Below are 17171 nucleotides of genomic sequence, written 5' to 3' on the forward strand. Positions count from 1 at the left end.
GAGGCTATCATGAGCAAACGTAAGAATGCCATTACTTGGGATGAATATTTTATGGGTTTAGCCCATCTTTCAGCAATGAGATCTAAAGATCCATCCACTCAGGTTGGAGCAGTGATCGTTGATACATCAAAAAAAATAGTTGGAATTGGCTATAATGGCCTTCCAACTGGTTTGTCAGATGATGAATTTCCATGGGGACGTGAAGGTGAAGTTTTGGAAACAAAATATCCTTACGTAGTCCATGCTGAATTGAATGCAATCTTAAATGCGACATTATCATTAAATGGATGCAGTATCTATGTTTCATTATTTCCTTGCAATGAATGTGCGAAAGCAATCGTTCAAGCAGGTATTAAAGAAATTGTTTATGAAGATGATAAATATGCAGAAACTGATTCTGTAATTGCATCAAAACGAATGCTGAAAGCTGCAGGAATTAATCTCCGCCAGCTTCCACAAAGTGTTCATGTTACTCTTAATCATGGTGAATAATTCGCTGTGTATTACTAAAGTGGTATTTTGCCACTTTTTCCAATATTTCAGGACCGTGCTCTTTAACAAGAGCCTGTCCAAAGGTGTCAACGTGTGTGCCTGCTCCCTTAGGGAATGTGACGCCATATGTTTCCTCTAACTGTTCGTATGCTTTTAAGAAGGCATAACGTGCAATGATGGCACCACAAGCAACAGCAAGATATTTATTCTCAGCTTTTGTTTCAAAATGAAGCTTGCGGTAGACCGCTTTCTCATTGACTAGAGCTTCATAATAACGATTCTCAGGCATGAATTGGTCAACAACAGCCAAGTCAGGCATGACTTCAGCTTTTTCTGCAAGATGGAGATAGGCTTGGTTGTGAAGCTTCGCTTTGATGACATTAAGATTCATGGTTTGATGAATGATATTATAGCGTTGGTTCTGGAGAACTAATAAACTATAAGTAATCTCGTCCATAATTTTAGGTGCAATCTGGAGTATGACTTCATCCTTCATTTGTTTTGTATCCATGATTTCATGGATGGGAAGATGTTTCATATTTTCTTCAGTGACAAGCGCAGCACATACTGTGATGGGACCAAAGTAATCACCGGTTCCAACTTCATCACTTCCAGCATGGAATACTGCTTGAGGAGATGATATTGTTTGGGATGATGATTTACTTTCAGTTTTACCATCTGTGTAAGGCGATGCATGATATTCGGCACCTTCACCAGAAAACACAACTTTACCGCTGGTATAAGCTGTGATTGTGAAGTCTGAACCTTTAATTTGATAATGTGTATATTGAATATCAAAACGCATTGGCAATTTTGCATAGCGTTCTTTAAGTTCCTTAATTTGATTTTGTGTGAGTTTTACCGTAATTGTTTTCATACTAATAATATAGACTATAATAAGTGTTAGTTCAACGAAAAGGAGTGATCATTGTGTTTGTTTTTCCAACTGATTGGATTGTTTATTTAAATGGGGTGCTAATCATATGGTTGTTGATTGAAATATATCAAGGGTATAAGCGCGGCTTACTTTTACAACTCGTTGATTTCGTAGGAACTTTTGTATCGTTATTTATTGCATGGGTGATTTCACCAGTGTTTGAAAAAGTATATGCCTTCGTCGCAATCGAAGGGAATGGTTTTATTACCGTAAACCAAGTTGTATCACAACAAATTAATCGTTTGGTTTGGTTCGTAATCTTATTTGCTGCCATTCGTTTATTATTGATGTTAGTAACACCACTTGCATCGTTTATTTCAAAAATGCCTTTGATTAAACAAGTGAATTCAGCAATCGGTGGTGTCTTTGCTGTTTTATTATTTATCTTTAAAATGGTTGTAGTATGTATCTTACTCTCTACACCTATTGTAAAAAATGGAAATCAGATAGTCGAACGAACATGGCTCAATAAAATTGAGAGTGTTACGGCACCCATTTCTTCATCCGTTGATCAATTTATTCAACGCAATGATGCGATTCAATCGATTATCTTGAATCAAAGATTAACTCCTGAGCAAGAAGATGCTATGTCAAAATGGCTCTATGAAAAAGGATTTAATGAAAAAGAAATTAAGGAGTATATAAATAGTTATGAATAATATATCGTCGCGATTAGAGTTCGATAAAGTTCTGACTCAGGTTGCTCAATATGCTTCTTTCTCTTTGGGGAAAGAAGCTATTCTTGCAAGTGAGCCGTCTTATTCGCCACTAATTGTTAAACGTGACTTAAATCGAATGAGTGAGGCACTGCGATGCGTGGTGTCTTTTGGTTCGTTATCATTTGGGGGAATTAGTGATGTATCGAGAGAGCTTCGTTTTACTGAAAAAGCAGGCGTGCTTTCTGTCGATGAAATTGTGAAAGTTGGAAGATTCATGCAAGGTATTAATCGTCTTAAAAAGCAATTTGATGCTTTAGAAGATGATTATGAGGCTATGGATGATCTTTTCGCAAGTTTAGAAATCAATCAAACCCTACTTAATAATATTGATCACTGTTTTGGTGAACAAGGAGAAGTCTTGGATAGAGCAAGTGTTGAATTGGGTACAATTCGACGTGAAATGCGTCAACTTGAACAGACGATTGATCGTAAAACTCAGGAGTTTTTAAATAAGAATCGTGAGATGTTAAGTGAAGCAGTTGTATCACTTCAACAAGGTCGTCGTACCTTTCTTATTAAGCCCTCTGAAAAATATAAAATGGAAGGAACCATTTACGGTGAATCAGCATCCGGTCAGTCCATTTATTTTGAACCTGCATTCTTAGGGAAAATGCAAAATGATTTGCTTCAATATCGTCATCGAGAGCTGAATGAGATTGAAAAGATATGTGCTAGAACTTCTGCAGAAATAGCCCAAGATGCACAGCAATTAGATGCAAACCTTGATACTGTTACTGTAATTGATGCACTTTTTGCGAAAGCAGAGTGGGGATATAAGCATGATGCTGTCGTAGCAACGATGAGTCAAGATACTTTAAAAATTGTGAATGCCCGTCATCCACTCATTAATCCAAAAGAAGTTGTTGCGAATACATACCAATTAACACCACCTCATAAGATGATTCTTATAAGTGGTCCGAATACAGGCGGTAAGTCTGTTTCGCTTAAAACTATGGGACTTGCTGTCGCCATGACACATGCAGGTTTTCCAATTTGTGCTGAGTCCGCAACCGTGATGTTTGTGGATCAAATATTTGTCGATATTGGTGACCAACAATCAATAGAAAAGTCATTGTCATCATTTTCTGCGCATATGCAAACCATGACAACAGTGAGTCAGAAAGCGACTCGCAAGTCACTTGTTCTCTTAGATGAGTTAGGATCACAAACAGATCCTCTCGAAGGGGAGAGCCTCTCTATGGCCATTCTAGACCATTTTAGAGAAGTAGGATGTTGGGTAGTGGCTACAACACACTTTTCGCGTCTGAAACAATACGGAACACAGTATGATGATATTCTCATTGCGAGTGTTGAGTTTGATTTAAATAACTTGAAACCTACTTACCGATACCGTGAGAATATTATGGGTGAATCAAATGCTTTTGCAATTGCTAAACGTTTGGGGCTAGATCCTGAAATTATCGATCGTGCCTTTAAATATAAGCAAGAAAGCCAATATGAAACGGACCACATGATGGAAATTCTAGAAGGAAAGATTGCGGAACAAGAAAAACTTAACGAAGCTCTTAAAGAAAAAGAAACAGAACTCCATCAACAACAAGCAACGCTTCAAAAACAACTTGAAGAAAGTAAAAAACAACTTGAAGTAGAGCGTGAGAAGTTACGCGAAGAAAATGATGTCTTGTTAGAAGATATGATTCGTGAAGCTGAGAAGCAAATGGAAACACTCAACAAAACTAACCGTCCAGATTTACGTCAAAAGGCAGTAAAAAATATTGCGAAAATGCAAAAAGAAGTTATTGATGAAACCATTTCATCTGGTGATCGTGTTCAACTTAAAGCAACCGGTCAAGTTGGTGTCGTAGATAAGGTTGAGAAAAATTCAGCTCTCGTAACGATTGGTGGTCTTGTCATGAGTGTAAATCTCAATAAACTTACAAAAATTGCGGGTCCTGCCCAACCTGTTAAGAAAAAATATACGAAATCACATTCTGTTAAAACACTTTCTTCGTTTAAGACAGAGGTCAATGTAATTGGGCTCCGTGTTGCGGAAGCACTTCCCATCGTTGACAAATTTATCGATGAGTGTTTGGTTCACAATGTTCAGGTATGTCGTGTTGTTCACGGACATGGAACCGGAACGCTGCGTACAGCCGTTCATGATTCCCTACGAAGAAATCGAAATGTTAAGAGCTTTGAACTTGCATCCATTAGTGAGGGTGGAGCGGGTGCAACGGTCGTTAAACTTAAGTAATGAATAAAACTGTTGCAGAGAAATTAGAAATGCTTCCTACTGATCCAGGGTGCTACCTCATGAAAAACAAGCAAAATGAGATTATTTATGTAGGGAAGGCAAAAAATCTTAAGAATCGTGTGAGCTCCTACTTTACTGGAGCACACGATCATAAAACAACAAAAATGGTGAGCAACATTCATGATTTTGAGTTTATTATTACGAGTACAGAAAAAGAATCTCTGATTTTAGAAATCAATTTAATCAAAGAACATCGACCTCGATTTAATATTCTCTTCATGGATGATAAATCATATCCGTATTTAAAAATATCCAAAACTGGGAAACCTGAAGTCATGGTTGCTAGAGATCGTAAACAATCTCCAAAGTTTACGTATTTTGGTCCGTATCCCGATGCAACTGCAGCACGAGAAATGGCACGACTTCTCAATGAATCATCACCCCAAGGATCGGTATTACTACCGAATAGAGACGCAATTTATTCTCAATTCAACCGAACTCAAAAAGAATATACTGAAGAGGAATTAGAGACATGGAGACAAAATGTTGTTAGCGTTTTGAATGGAAATATCAAAGATTTTACTGATGTTCTTGAGAAGAAAATGATTCAAGCCAGTGAGAATCTAGAGTTTGAGTTGGCTCAAACTTATAAAGATCGTTTGGATGCGTTGCGTTACATAAGTGATAAACAACAAGTTCAATTTGCTAAAAACGAAAATTTCGATTTATTCCATTATGCTTATTATCAAGGGTATATTGCAATCGTGGGGTTATTTGTTAGAGCTGGACGTCTTTTAGAGAGAACAATGGCAATCGAACCCTGTATGGAAGAACCAGACGAGGCTCTCTTCTCGTTTATTGCCCAATTCTATGAGAATCAACCCGTTCCCAAAATTATTTATGTACCCGAAGCATTAAATGCTGAAGATCTTCAAGATATATTAGGTACTGAAGTTAAACATGCTCTGCGAGGTAAGAAAAGAACATTACTTGACATCACGCAACGCAATGCAAAACAGCAAATTACGGAACAATTCACATTGCTTAAAAAACGTCAAGATTTCCGTGATGATGCGCTTCTCGAACTTCAAAATGTGCTAGGATTTAAAGATTCGATTCATCGTATTGAAATCTTTGATAACTCCCATATTTCAGGGAGCTACGCAGTGTCTGCTTGTGTTGTATTTGATGATGGCGAACCTAATAAAAGCCAATACAGACGTTATCGCCTCCACCAAGGAAACGATGATGTGGCTTCAATGAAAGAAGTCCTATACCGTCGCTATTTTAGAATATTAAAAGAAGGAAAAGTCATGCCAGATTTAATTTGCGTCGATGGTGGTAAAGGTCAATTGGGTGCAGCCCTAGAGATTAAAGAAATGCTTGATCTTGATGTTACTATTTGTGGTCTTGTGAAAGATGACCGTCACCGCACGCATGCATTGATGAATGAAAACATGGAAATAATGAACGTTGATGAGCGTTCACCACTTTTCGGATTACTCGTTCAAATGCAAGACGAAGTTCACCGATTTGTTATCAGCTATCATAAATTATTACGTAAAAAAGCAATGACGAAATCAATTTTAGATGAAGTAGCTGGTCTTGGTCCCACCCGTCAAAAGAAACTCTTCAAAGAGTTTGGCAACCTTAAAAATATAAAAGAAGCTTCCGTAGAGGAACTAAGTCGTGTTGTTCCCAAAGAAGTTGCGGAAGAACTGTATGACATTTTAAACATTGATTGGGGGAATAAAAATGCCTACTAATAAAACACTAGGAATTTATGATTCAGGTCTTGGCGGATACAGTGTCTACCAAGATTTGAGAGTAGCGTATCCAGAGTATGATATGATCCTCTTTGCAGATCAAAAGAACGCACCTTATGGCAATCAGTCAGATGAAGCAATCAACAATCTCGCAAGAAATGCCATGCAATGGTTTGTAAATCATGATATTGAAAATGTACTCATTGCATGTAACACTGTATCAGCTGTCTCGTTATCTATTCTTAAAAAAGAATATCCAAGTTTGAATATTTATGGAATTATTGATTTAACCGCTTCGCAAATTCATAACCAAGATAAGCACATTGCCATCGTATCAACACAAGCAACTTATCAATCTCATGCCTATGCGAAAGTTTTGCATGAGAATGAAGTCACAGAACTAGCTCTTCCAGAGCTCGTGAAGCACATTGAGTCTTTAGATGATGAGCAAATCATAAAAAATTATCTTGATAAATTCAAACAACCAATAAGTGCATGTGATAAGATTATTCTAGGATGTACACACTATCCATTGGTTGATTATTTGTTCAAAGAAGTGTTCAATAAGGAAATACTTGATAGTCGTAAACCAATTCGTCAGTTTGTTGGAACACTGGCAATTGGCGAAAATGGATATCATTGTGTATATACTACTGGAGATGCAGAAATTATGTCTCAACAAATATTTGATTTATTTAATATTCAAGAGGAGGTAGTTCATTATGGCGATTGAAGTAATTATTTTAAGTGATAACCATGGCAAGGTAAAGGTCATGGATCAGATTAGGGAAGCGTACCCTAACGCTGATGCGTACCTTCATTGTGGTGATAACGAATTAAGAAATAGTGATATGGAACCTTACCATGCCGTAACAGGAAATAATGATTACTTTTATACTTACCCTGAACAATTAGTAGTAAATGTGAAGGGCCATCGCTTCTTTATTACACATAGCCATACTTTAAGATATGGGAAGCGTATTGAAGACCTCGTGATGCTTGCTAAGAAGAATCAATGCGAATTTGCATGTTATGGCCATACCCATATTTTTGATGATCAAATCGTCGATGGTATTCATATCATTAATCCAGGTTCGCTCTATTATAATCGTGATGGATCTCAACCAAGTTTCGCAAGATTAACCATTGATGATGAAGGAAATACAACTGTAGAAAAATTATATGCGGAAGATTTACAATAACCGTTGTAATCGTTGCGACAATTTGGTATTATAATAATCGTCGCACAGGTCTTCGTAGCTCAGTGGATAGAGCACGCGCCTTCTAAGCGTGTGGTCGGGGGTTCGAATCCCTCCGAGGACGCCATATAGACATCAAACCCACTCTAGAGTGGGTTTTTTAGTGTATCGATGAACGGTGCCTACCAAAATCCTACCACTTTCCTACCAAAGTTTATCTAGACGTTACCTAAATTGTTTAATTTTGCAAAAATTTCTTGATTTCTTTTTGGATATTAATGACCGTAAGTTTCTTTAACTTCATGTACCGAATGTCTTAATCTATCAGAAATATCTAAAGCTTCCTAACCGAGATCAATCAGTGTGAAAACATGACTATGTCGAGGTCTTTAAAAGTAAACCATTCTAGATCAAATATTTAAAGAATAGTCTGAGGAGGATTCAGGACTTGATTTGTTTTCTAATCGATAGATTTTCTGGCTAAGATAGCTCCAATTACAAACCCTAAAATAATACTAATAATGCCGTACTCGATGAAGTTGGCCCCAATTATTCCCGCTATAAAACAAATGCCAAAAGTTGTCGTATCGTGTTCATACTTCCTTTTCTTTTTTTTTATGAATGACACATTCTCCTTATAGATACATTATAAAACACTTACATTATTTATATTTAAAGGAGATGTTTTTTAGGCGTTTTGAATGATAAAATCGAAGCGTAAAAAACAAATGTTGAATTTGTGTTTGACTGTATGATTAAATCAACTCATAATGTATTAGTTGGAAAAATTTATAAAAACTTCGATTACAATACTGTGATAGAAAGAGGGGAACTATGATTTTATTTATCCAAGCACTTCATATTTTTATTATGCCTATGGTAATTGCGCTCTTGGCGTGGTTGTTTACTCGTAGAAAATATTCGCTAACAGTTCTCATGAGTAAGATGTGCCTATATTCTAATATTTTATTTAATATGTTCTACTATTTAATCAATAGAAAAATACTAATCTCTATTGAATCATTTAGTGCAAGAGCAACGGCATCGTACTTAGTAGCGTCGCTCTTGCTTGTTATAGTTTTAGTAATATTGGAAAATAAAAAGATTGAAAATCAATCATTAAAATATTTACCCAAAAAGTTCTATTACTATAGAACGTGGACGTTTGTATTATTTACAGTATCAACTGCTTTGGTGGTTCATACAACATGGTTGTCAGCATACTTGGGCAATATAAGTTTTGATCAGATGTTGTTTAATATGAAAACACCGATTAATACGTCGAATTCGACATTTTTTACAGATATCTTCCCATTTACTGCCCAGATTATTACAATCTCTGTTTCATTCATTGTACTTATGTTGAATCAAGTGAAATTTAATCCTATCAATCGACTAAATAAAAGAGAAATTAAAATTTCCACTAAGGTATGGGCAAGAACGGTGCCACTTATAATTTTCGCAATTTCGTTAACGATAGCTACTTTTAATTTGAAGATGAATGAATTCTTTGATTATTATGCAAGTAATGATACGTTTATTGCCGATAATTATGTTCAACCAACTGATGAAAATGTTATCTTTCCAGAGAAGAAACAAAACCTTGTCTATATCTTTAGTGAATCGATGGAAGCAACTTTCTTTTCTAAGGAATTGGGTGGAGCATCTCATGCAAACCTTTTACCTGGATTTACTGAACTCTTGAATGATGGCTATAATTTCTCGAATACCGATAAATTGGGTGGCGCGTTAACGCTACCTTACACAGGGTGGTCAATTGCAGGCTTGGTAGCACAACACTCGGGAATACCTTTTAAAATTCCTATTGATGGAAATGGCTATGATAAATTTGATTTCTTACCGGGTATTACGAACTTGGGAGATCTTCTCAAGAAAAATGGCTATAATACCTCTGTAATATTAGGAGCAGATGGTAATTTTGCGGGAGTTTCTAATTACTTTAAAGATCATGGAGACTACAAAATAGCGGACCATAATTCTAAAATTGCGGATGGATCCCTTCCGGCTGACTATAATGTTTGGTGGGGATTTGAGGATCGTAAACTCTTTGAGTATGGTCGTGAAGAAATGTTGGAACTTGCTAGAGATGGGAAACCATTTGCGATGGTTTTAGAGACGGCAGACACGCATTTCCCAGATGGTTTTTTGGATAGTGGGTGTCCCGCAAATCATGCTGAACCTTATGCGAACTCCATTCAATGTGCAGACACACAAATTACAGATCTTATCCGTTGGATTCAAGAACAACCATTTGGTAAAGATACAACTATAGTAGTAACAGGTGATCATCTAAGCATGGAAAAAAAATATTTTGAAAGTTTAGATGCAAACTATGAACGTACAATTTTTAATATGATTTTAAATCCGGTGAATAAAAATAAAAATTCAAATCGATATCATAATCGTGAGTTCTCTTCAGTTGATATTTTCCCAACAACATTGTCGAGTTTGGGTGTTGAAATAATAGGAAATCGTCTCGGTTTGGGAACTGATTTATTCTCTGAAATGCCGACAATTTATGAAGAATTCGGTCAAAAAGAAGTCCGTGATAGACTCGATAAGCGAAGTATGTTTTTCGATAATGAATTTATTTATGGTACAAGAGATAGAGGTTATTAGAAGTGAAGGAGCATTGCTCCTCTTTTTATTTGAAAAGGTTTCTAAAATAATGTGAAAGAAAGCATGATATATGTTATAATGATTATAATGTTATACAAGGTTAGGAGGATTGCATGCTATTATTAAAAAACGGACAAGATATTTCTGGAAACAGAATCGAGATTCTCATTGATGGAGAATCTATCGTAAGTATTGACGAAAGTATCGAAACTCCAACACATTGTGAGGTAGTGGACTTAAATCAAAAATATGTATCTTCTGGGTGGATTGATATGCATACCCATTGTTACGGAAGGCTAAAACTATATTATGATGATCCAGACTTAATTGGATATCGTACGGGTGTTACCACCGTCGTTGACGCTGGAACAACAGGTGCTGATGATATTGGAACATTCTATCAGGATATTCAGGAAAAGAAAACGCGCGTTTTGGCTTTTATAAATGTTGCACATCAAGGAATTAAAACTCAAGATGAATTATCAGATCTTGCTAATATCAAAGAATCAATGATTCAAGAATCAATTGATCGGTACAATGACTTCATTATAGGTATTAAAGTTAGAATGAGCGCATCGGTAGTTGGGAACAATGGAATTGTACCGCTTGATATGGCAAAGGATATTACGCAACGGATTAAGTTACCGTTGATGGTTCATATTGGATCAAATCCGCCATTACTTATTGATATTCTAGGAAGACTTGAAGCTGGAGATATTGTAACTCACATCTTCAATGGCAAGGCGAATGGAATTTTAGATAAGCATGGTAATATCATTCCAGAAGTATTAGATGCACATCGTCGTGGTGTCGTATTTGATTTGGGTCATGGTCGTGATAGTTTTAGTTTTAAAGTAGCACAATCCGCATTTAACCAATGTCTCTTATGTGATACGATTAGTACAGATATTTATCATGATAATCGTGTCGAGGGACCTGTAAGAAACATGTCGACAACAATGAATAAACTTTTAAAAATTGGGTACTCACCTCGTGCAATTCTTGATATGGTGACCCAAAAACCTGCGGAGGTTCTCGGACTGAAACGTTTTGGAACGTTGGAAGTTGGGAACGTGTCTGATATTACAATTTTTGATTTAGAAGAATTGGATGATGTTCTGGTTGATTCAATGGGACATACTGAAACATTGAATTATGGTTTTAAACCTAAAGCAGTAGTTGTGAAAGGAGCTTATTATGACATCGAATCTTAAAGAGAGATTAAAACTTGATCGGGTCATTAACGCATCGGGAAAAATGACAATTCTAGGTGGATCACGATTAGAGCGTGGTGTACTCGATGCAATGAATGAAGGTGCGTCGCAATTTTATGTCATGTCCGATTTGATGGAGCAATCCAATCAATATCTACAGGATTTATTGAAAGTTGAAGCAGCGTGGCTTATCTCTAGCGCTTCATCTGGAATTGCACAATCCGTTGCAGCTGCCATCAATCAAGGAAACTATAAATATGTTATGAATCCATATGACGAAACGCTTGTAAGAAACAAAGTGGTTATTGCCAAGGGACATATTGTAGATTATGGGACATCAATTGAAGTGCCGATTCGAATGGGTGGTGCAAAGATTGTTGAAGCAGGATATGCAAATGGTTGTACCGTAGCGCAAATGGAATCGGCTATTGACTCAGAAACTGCCGCAATTATTTATGTTAAATCGCATCATGCAGTACAAAAATCAATGCCGAAAATGGAAGATGTCATCGCATTAGCAAAAAAATATGAACTTCCAATCATTATTGATGCTGCAGCTGAGGGTGACCTCAACACTTATGCTGATATGGGTGCAGACGCTGTGATATACAGTGGTACGAAAGCACTTGAAGGACCGACATCTGGGGTCGTAATTGGTAGTACAACTTTCATATCATGGCTTAAAGCTCAAGGACAAGGAATTGGTCGTGTGATGAAGATTGGTAAAGAAAATATTTTTGGTCTTCTTGAAGCAATTACAGAGTATGTAAATCAAAGTGCAGTAACTTTGGAGCAACAAGAAGCACGTCTAAAACCTTTCAATGAGGCAATCAATGAATTAGCTGTATGTCATGCTAAAACTGTACAAGACGGTGCGGGAAGACCTATCCTGAGAAGTCAAATTCAATTTGATGAATCGGTAGATATGGATAAATTATCCCAAGGAATGAAGGCAGCACCCATTAGAATTTACACTCGAGATTACCGAATCAATGAAAATATAATTGAAATAGATATCAGAGATGTTTCTGAGGAAGAACTTGATATCATCACAAATCAAATAAAAGAAAATATATAGGGAGATTAAAATGGAAGCAAATTTTTTAAATAATCGTATTTGTTTAAATGTACTGGGAAATAGCTTGGAAAATGCTATTGATATTTATAAAGCAGCGGAAGGTCATGTTCTTGTAGGTCTTTTATCTAAGAATTATGAAACTGTTGATCTTGCAGTTGCGGATATGAAACGTGTTGCCGATCGTATTGATAATCATGTTTCAGTAGGCTTGGGTGCAGGAGATCCAAAACAATGGAAAATGGTTGCGGAAATATCACAACAAGTTCAACCTATTCACGTCAACCAAGTTGCGACAGCAACTGGCTATACACGTGCATTACTTGGACAAGATGAAACCATCGTCAACAGTTTAATTTCTCCGACGGGACGCGTTGGGTATGTTAATGTTGCAACAGGTCCTCTGAGCTGCCAAGAAGTACAGGCTGAAGTTCCTGTAGATACAGCGATTGAAATGCTAAAAGACATGGGAGCAAGCTCGGTCAAGTTTTTCCCAATGAGAGGTTTGGAAACTGTTGAAGAGTATCGAGCAGTGTGTGAAGCATGTGTTCGTCATGACTTTATGATGGAACCTACAGGCGGCATTGATTTAGAAAACTTTGAAGAAATCGTGACGATTGCCTTGAATGCAGGAGTTAAACGTGTGATTCCTCATGTTTATTCTTCAATTATCGATCCAGTAACTAAGGATACACGTCCAGAAGATGTAACAACGTTATATGAAATTATGAAGCGAGTGAGCCAATGAAACGGGTCCTCGCTTTTGGCGAAGTAATGATGCGTTTAGGTGTACCAGACCACAAATTACTTCAACAGACTTCACAACTTGATTACTTATTCTCAGGAACTGGCGTGAATATTCTTTCGGGATTATCACATATGGGACATGAGACATTTATAATTACAGCATTACCTGATAATCGTGTAGGGAATGTTGCGACGGGAAAACTGCGAGAAATGGGAATTGGAACTGAAATGATTCAATACGAAGGTGATCATATCGGGATTTATATTCTTGAAACAGGGTATGGTGCCAGACCGTCTCAAGTTACCTATCTTAATCGGTCGATGAGTAGTTTTGCCACCTATGATTACAGTGGAAAAATTAAAGATTTTGATACGATGTTTATGGATGTGGAAATGCTTCATATCTGTGGCATTGCTCTAATACATGACAATACCTATAAAATGGCACTAAAATTGGTTGATGAAGCAAAAATTAGAAATGTGAAAGTAGTATTTGATTGCAATTATCGTGCAAGTCTTTGGGGAAATCGTGATCCTCAAGACGTTTCGAAAATGTATCGATCTTTATTTGAAAATGCGGATATCGTGTTTGCGAGCTATCGCGACTTTGCCCTTCATGCACCAGATATTGTGAAAGACTGTGATGAAGAAGAAGCGATGTTTAGAGTTCAAGAAGCATTTAAAATTGAATACTTATGTCATACTAACCGCAATTTAGAAACTCAGGAAATTGAAGGCTGTCTGTATGTAAATCAAAAGAAATATACCAGTGACAGCTATAAATTGGAAATCCTAGATCGCGTGGGCGGTGGTGATGGATTTGCTTTAGGGATTCTTCACGGTATTTTGGAAAACTATGATATAGAAACTTGTGTGGAGTTTGGAATTGGTGCAGCGGTACTTGCCCATACGACTTATGGTGACCCATTTGTGAATGACACCAAAAGTGTATTTAATGTTATAAATAAATATAAACTCGACTTAATAAGGTAATTTTGTGAAATTGGTATGAAAATATCCAAACAGTTGTAGGTTTTCACTTCTTTTAATAAATCATCTAGTGTATTATTTGGATACCGCATCAATAGGTGCTTAAAGTAGCATATTAAAGGCTAGAGAATGATTTGTGAAAGCGAGGAAGCAAATTATGAAACTGAGTTCGAAGCGAAAACTAGGGATAGTTTCAATTGTTACATTATTAATGATTTCTGTGATATGGGGAGCAAATGTTTATCGCCGTTCTAATGACTTTGTAGCGCGCGCTCATGAACTTGATCAAGCTAGCACATCCAACAATGTTTTGGATGCTGAATCGCGATTAGAAACAAAAGATTCAGATGTATTAGAAATCGAAGATAAAGATATTATTACAACTCGCGAATATACAGAAACAGTGACAATCGAATACAAAGAAGAAATTATAGAAGAAGCATCAATCTATGCAAATGAATCCTATACGAAACAAAATGGATCAAATGGTAGCAAAGAGGTAACTTATCTAGAAACATCAACAAATGGTGAAGTAACAGATACTGAAGTTATTTCCGAATCAATCACCCTAAATCCTGTGACCAAAGTTTATGTTAAAGGTACTAAAGTAAAACCCGCTTCAGTTGAAAAAGTAAATGCGCCTACTGAAAATAAAACAGAAGGATCATACGATGAGGCATTGGCGAAAGCGATGCACCACGCAATTAATATTGAACGAAGAAGTCAAGAGCTTGCTCCAATTAGCTGGTCAAATCAACTTTACACTGCTGCAAAAACTAGGGCACAAGAAATCTCGGTTCGCTTTGAACATGTTCGACCCGATGGCAGTTCATGGGATAGTGTAAACCCTGATATCGTATATGCAGAAAATCTTGCAACCAAAGCATATTCTGTTGAAAGTGCGATGAAAGCACTCATGAAATCTGAAACACATAAAGAAAATATTCTCTCACCATTTCCAAAGGGAGCATCCGCAATTTATAAATTGGATGATAACCATTGGTATTGGGTTCAACTCTATGGATACTAAGAACTTCTAAGGAACAGTAAAACTGTTCCTTTTACTTTGTGGGTTTCATTAAATAAAGCTTGATAAAAAGAGGAGATTATACCACATCAAATAAAAAATGTGTTAGAATTAAAGAGTATGAAAGGAAACGTATGAATAACTATTATGATGCATGCATTGCAGATATTGAACGTCATATTAAAGACGGTAAATACGAAGATGCGAAATATCTATTAAGACAAGAATTATCGATGCCATATATTCCACAGGATGTCCAAAATAAATTGGAAGAGCTCTCACAAATTGTGATGGTTGAAAATCGTAGTGGAACAAATTATTACGATGACATCTATGAAATTGAGAATGCTTTACACGGTAACCAACAGAATCAAATTAAAGCATTGTTATCACTTGAACGTCTCAATATTCATCCTAATTTTGAATTGTTGAAAGAGTGGTTAGTTTCTGACTCGTTTGAAAAATGGGTTAAGCAACAATTGCTTGTAATTATGATGAGTCAGAATGTAACTGAGGAAGTTACAGTAATGATGGATGGAGAAACATACTGTCTGGTTCCTTCAAAAATTGAAAGTCCTTTAGAACAAGAAGCATATTGCGAGTGTCTCAATGAACTCAAACAAGTGTTTGAGTCGGAAAACCCAAGTATGCTTATTCTATGTCAAGAAGTTCTTGAAGCAATCGTATGGGATCAATTTCCCAACCAAGTCAACAACGTAGATGCAAACGAGATCATCAAGAGCGTCAACGACTACTTGGAACAACAGTAATTTAAGTTTTAGCACTCAATTGTTGACTGTGCTAAATATTGTGTTATAATAGTAAAGTACTAGGAGGAAAACATGAAATCTACATGGACATTAAATGAAAACTCAACAGGTTTATTAACAGTTGAAGTTGACGAAAAAGCTTGGAAAAAAGCACAAGAAAAAGCACTTGAGGAACTAACAAAGGACGTTGAAGTTCAAGGATTCCGTAAAGGGCAAGCTCCTACAAAATTAGCTCGTAAACAATTAGGCGATACAAAAATTTTAATGGAAGCAATGGATATGATTGCAAACGAAGCATTTGTTGCTGGTATGCTTGAAACAAAAATTGAACCAGTTGCTACACCTGAATTAGATATTGAAGTTATTACTGAAGATGCATTAACTCTTAAGTTTAACGTTACAATCAAACCAGATGTAGAATTAGGCGAATACAAAGGTATTAAAGTAGAAGCTAACGACGTAACAGTTTCTGATGAAGATGTTGCTGCTGAACTTGAAAAATTAAGAGAAGAACAAGCAGAACTTCATGTTAAAGAAACAGGCGCAGTAGAAAACGGCGATACAGTTGTAATCGACTTTGAAGGATTTAAAGATGAAGAAGCATTTGAAGGTGGAAAAGGCGAAAACTATTCCCTTGAAATTGGTTCAAATTCATTTATCCCAGGATTTGAAGAAGCACTTATTGGTTTAGAATCAGGTGCTGAAAAAGACTTAGACATTACATTCCCAGAAACATACCACGTTGAAGACTTAAAAGGTCAACCAGTTGTTTTCAAAGTTACTGTACACGAAATTAAAACACGTGTATTACCAGAATTAAATGATGAATTCGTTGAATTACTCGATGATGAATCAGTAACAACATTAGACGAATTAAAAGAAACAATTCGCACAAACTTAGAAGCACAACGTAAACAAATCGAAGAAGATCGCGTTAATGATGAATTAATGCAAACAGTTGCAAGCAATGCAAAAATCGATATTCCTGCAGCGATGATTGAAGAAGAAGTTAACCAAATGTTTAACGAATTCAACCAACGTTTAGCACAACAAGGAATGAACTTTGATTTCTATTCACAAATCTTAGGTCAAACTGAAGAAGATGTTAAGGGTCAAATGAGAGAAGATGCAGAAAAACGCGTTCGTACTCGTTTAACACTTGAAAAAATTGCTGAAGTGGAAAACTTAAAAGTTTCTGAAGAAGAAATTGAACAAGAATTCAATGAGATTTCTGAAATGTATGGAATTGAGTTAGAACAAATTAAAAACTTAGTTTCTCCTGAGGCTGTAAGTTACGATGTATTACTTCGTAAAGCAGTTGAATTAGTTAAAGAATCTCAGGCTTAAAAAAGAGACGCTAAGCGCGTCTTTTTTATCCTA

Annotated in this window: 15 protein-coding genes and 1 tRNA gene; 15 read left to right on the forward strand and 1 reads right to left on the reverse strand. The window is 36.3% G+C overall.

Annotation, left to right across the window (positions count from 1 at the left end):
• Positions 1–9: 9 nt before the first annotated feature.
• A complete protein-coding gene (locus tag H9L01_RS06440; protein ID WP_187533148.1) occupies positions 10–492 on the forward strand; it encodes a deoxycytidylate deaminase in 483 nt (160 codons plus the stop codon).
• Here H9L01_RS06440 and rnhC read toward each other — a convergent pair.
• Positions 476–1369, reverse strand: a complete 894-nt coding sequence (rnhC, locus tag H9L01_RS06445) for a ribonuclease HIII (RefSeq protein WP_187533149.1) — start codon at positions 1367–1369, stop codon at positions 476–478. The genes H9L01_RS06440 and rnhC overlap by 17 nt on opposite strands.
• Before the next feature lie 53 nt (positions 1370–1422).
• Here rnhC and H9L01_RS06450 point away from each other — a divergent pair, with 53 nt between their 5' ends.
• From H9L01_RS06450 to tig, 14 genes are all read left to right on the forward strand, one after another.
• Entirely contained in the window at positions 1423–2088 is a 666-nt protein-coding gene (locus H9L01_RS06450; protein WP_187533150.1) for a CvpA family protein, read from the forward strand.
• The gene (locus H9L01_RS06455) at positions 2081–4363 is read left to right on the forward strand and encodes an endonuclease MutS2 (RefSeq protein WP_187533151.1); all 2283 of its coding nucleotides are present in this window, start codon (positions 2081–2083) and stop codon (positions 4361–4363) included. Before H9L01_RS06450 ends, H9L01_RS06455 begins: the two co-directional genes overlap by 8 nt.
• A complete protein-coding gene (gene uvrC / locus H9L01_RS06460; RefSeq protein ID WP_187533152.1) occupies positions 4363–6129 on the forward strand; it encodes an excinuclease ABC subunit UvrC in 1767 nt (588 codons plus the stop codon). The genes H9L01_RS06455 and uvrC overlap by 1 nt, the downstream gene beginning before the upstream one ends.
• Positions 6119–6862: a glutamate racemase gene (locus H9L01_RS06465; RefSeq protein WP_187533153.1), complete on the forward strand. Its 744-nt coding sequence runs from the start codon at positions 6119–6121 to the stop codon at positions 6860–6862. Before uvrC ends, H9L01_RS06465 begins: the two co-directional genes overlap by 11 nt.
• Complete coding sequence (locus tag H9L01_RS06470) at positions 6852–7331, forward strand: metallophosphoesterase family protein (RefSeq protein WP_187533154.1); 480 nt, start codon at positions 6852–6854, stop codon at positions 7329–7331. The genes H9L01_RS06465 and H9L01_RS06470 overlap by 11 nt, the downstream gene beginning before the upstream one ends.
• 48 nt (positions 7332–7379) lie before the next feature.
• Positions 7380–7455, forward strand: a tRNA-Arg gene (locus H9L01_RS06475).
• Positions 7456–8162: 707 nt separating this feature from the next.
• Positions 8163–9968, forward strand: a complete 1806-nt coding sequence (locus H9L01_RS06480) for an LTA synthase family protein (protein WP_187533155.1) — start codon at positions 8163–8165, stop codon at positions 9966–9968.
• Between the two features lie 113 nt (positions 9969–10081).
• Complete coding sequence (locus tag H9L01_RS06485) at positions 10082–11182, forward strand: amidohydrolase/deacetylase family metallohydrolase (RefSeq protein WP_187533156.1); 1101 nt, start codon at positions 10082–10084, stop codon at positions 11180–11182.
• Complete coding sequence (locus H9L01_RS06490) at positions 11166–12260, forward strand: DgaE family pyridoxal phosphate-dependent ammonia lyase (RefSeq protein ID WP_187533157.1); 1095 nt, start codon at positions 11166–11168, stop codon at positions 12258–12260. The genes H9L01_RS06485 and H9L01_RS06490 overlap by 17 nt, the downstream gene beginning before the upstream one ends.
• A 10-nt stretch (positions 12261–12270) precedes the next feature.
• Complete coding sequence (gene dagF / locus H9L01_RS06495; RefSeq protein ID WP_246448939.1) at positions 12271–13005, forward strand: 2-dehydro-3-deoxy-phosphogluconate aldolase; 735 nt, start codon at positions 12271–12273, stop codon at positions 13003–13005.
• Positions 13002–13997 carry a sugar kinase gene (locus H9L01_RS06500; RefSeq protein WP_187533158.1) on the forward strand — a complete coding sequence of 332 codons (996 nt, stop codon included), beginning with the start codon at positions 13002–13004 and terminating at the stop codon, positions 13995–13997. The genes dagF and H9L01_RS06500 overlap by 4 nt, the downstream gene beginning before the upstream one ends.
• 154 nt (positions 13998–14151) lie before the next feature.
• Positions 14152–15024, forward strand: coding sequence for a G5 domain-containing protein (locus tag H9L01_RS06505; protein WP_187533159.1), 873 nt, complete (start codon positions 14152–14154; stop codon positions 15022–15024).
• A 59-nt stretch (positions 15025–15083) separates the two neighbouring features.
• Entirely contained in the window at positions 15084–15791 is a 708-nt protein-coding gene (locus tag H9L01_RS06510) for a DUF3196 family protein (protein WP_343062558.1), read from the forward strand.
• A gap of 72 nt (positions 15792–15863) precedes the next feature.
• Positions 15864–17138: a trigger factor gene (gene tig / locus H9L01_RS06515; protein ID WP_187533161.1), complete on the forward strand. Its 1275-nt coding sequence runs from the start codon at positions 15864–15866 to the stop codon at positions 17136–17138.
• Positions 17139–17171 lie beyond the last annotated feature (33 nt).

Source organism: Erysipelothrix inopinata (genome assembly GCF_014396165.1).
GTDB classification, from domain to species: Bacteria; Bacillota_I; Bacilli_A; order Erysipelotrichales; family Erysipelotrichaceae; genus Erysipelothrix; species Erysipelothrix inopinata.

Bases quoted from the DNA above. Each gene is read 5' to 3' on its own strand.
- H9L01_RS06440 (WP_187533148.1), top strand. From the start codon at position 10: ATGAGCAAACGTAAGAATGCCATTACTTGGGATGAATATTTTATGGGT.
- rnhC (WP_187533149.1), bottom strand. From the start codon at position 1,369: ATGAAAACAATTACGGTAAAACTCACACAAAATCAAATTAAGGAACTT.
- H9L01_RS06455 (WP_187533151.1), top strand. From the start codon at position 2,081: ATGAATAATATATCGTCGCGATTAGAGTTCGATAAAGTTCTGACTCAG.
- uvrC (WP_187533152.1), top strand. From the start codon at position 4,363: ATGAATAAAACTGTTGCAGAGAAATTAGAAATGCTTCCTACTGATCCA.
- H9L01_RS06465 (WP_187533153.1), top strand. From the start codon at position 6,119: ATGCCTACTAATAAAACACTAGGAATTTATGATTCAGGTCTTGGCGGA.
- H9L01_RS06470 (WP_187533154.1), top strand. From the start codon at position 6,852: ATGGCGATTGAAGTAATTATTTTAAGTGATAACCATGGCAAGGTAAAG.
- H9L01_RS06480 (WP_187533155.1), top strand. From the start codon at position 8,163: ATGATTTTATTTATCCAAGCACTTCATATTTTTATTATGCCTATGGTA.
- H9L01_RS06485 (WP_187533156.1), top strand. From the start codon at position 10,082: ATGCTATTATTAAAAAACGGACAAGATATTTCTGGAAACAGAATCGAG.
- H9L01_RS06490 (WP_187533157.1), top strand. From the start codon at position 11,166: ATGACATCGAATCTTAAAGAGAGATTAAAACTTGATCGGGTCATTAAC.
- dagF (WP_246448939.1), top strand. From the start codon at position 12,271: ATGGAAGCAAATTTTTTAAATAATCGTATTTGTTTAAATGTACTGGGA.
- H9L01_RS06500 (WP_187533158.1), top strand. From the start codon at position 13,002: ATGAAACGGGTCCTCGCTTTTGGCGAAGTAATGATGCGTTTAGGTGTA.
- H9L01_RS06505 (WP_187533159.1), top strand. From the start codon at position 14,152: ATGAAACTGAGTTCGAAGCGAAAACTAGGGATAGTTTCAATTGTTACA.
- tig (WP_187533161.1), top strand. From the start codon at position 15,864: ATGAAATCTACATGGACATTAAATGAAAACTCAACAGGTTTATTAACA.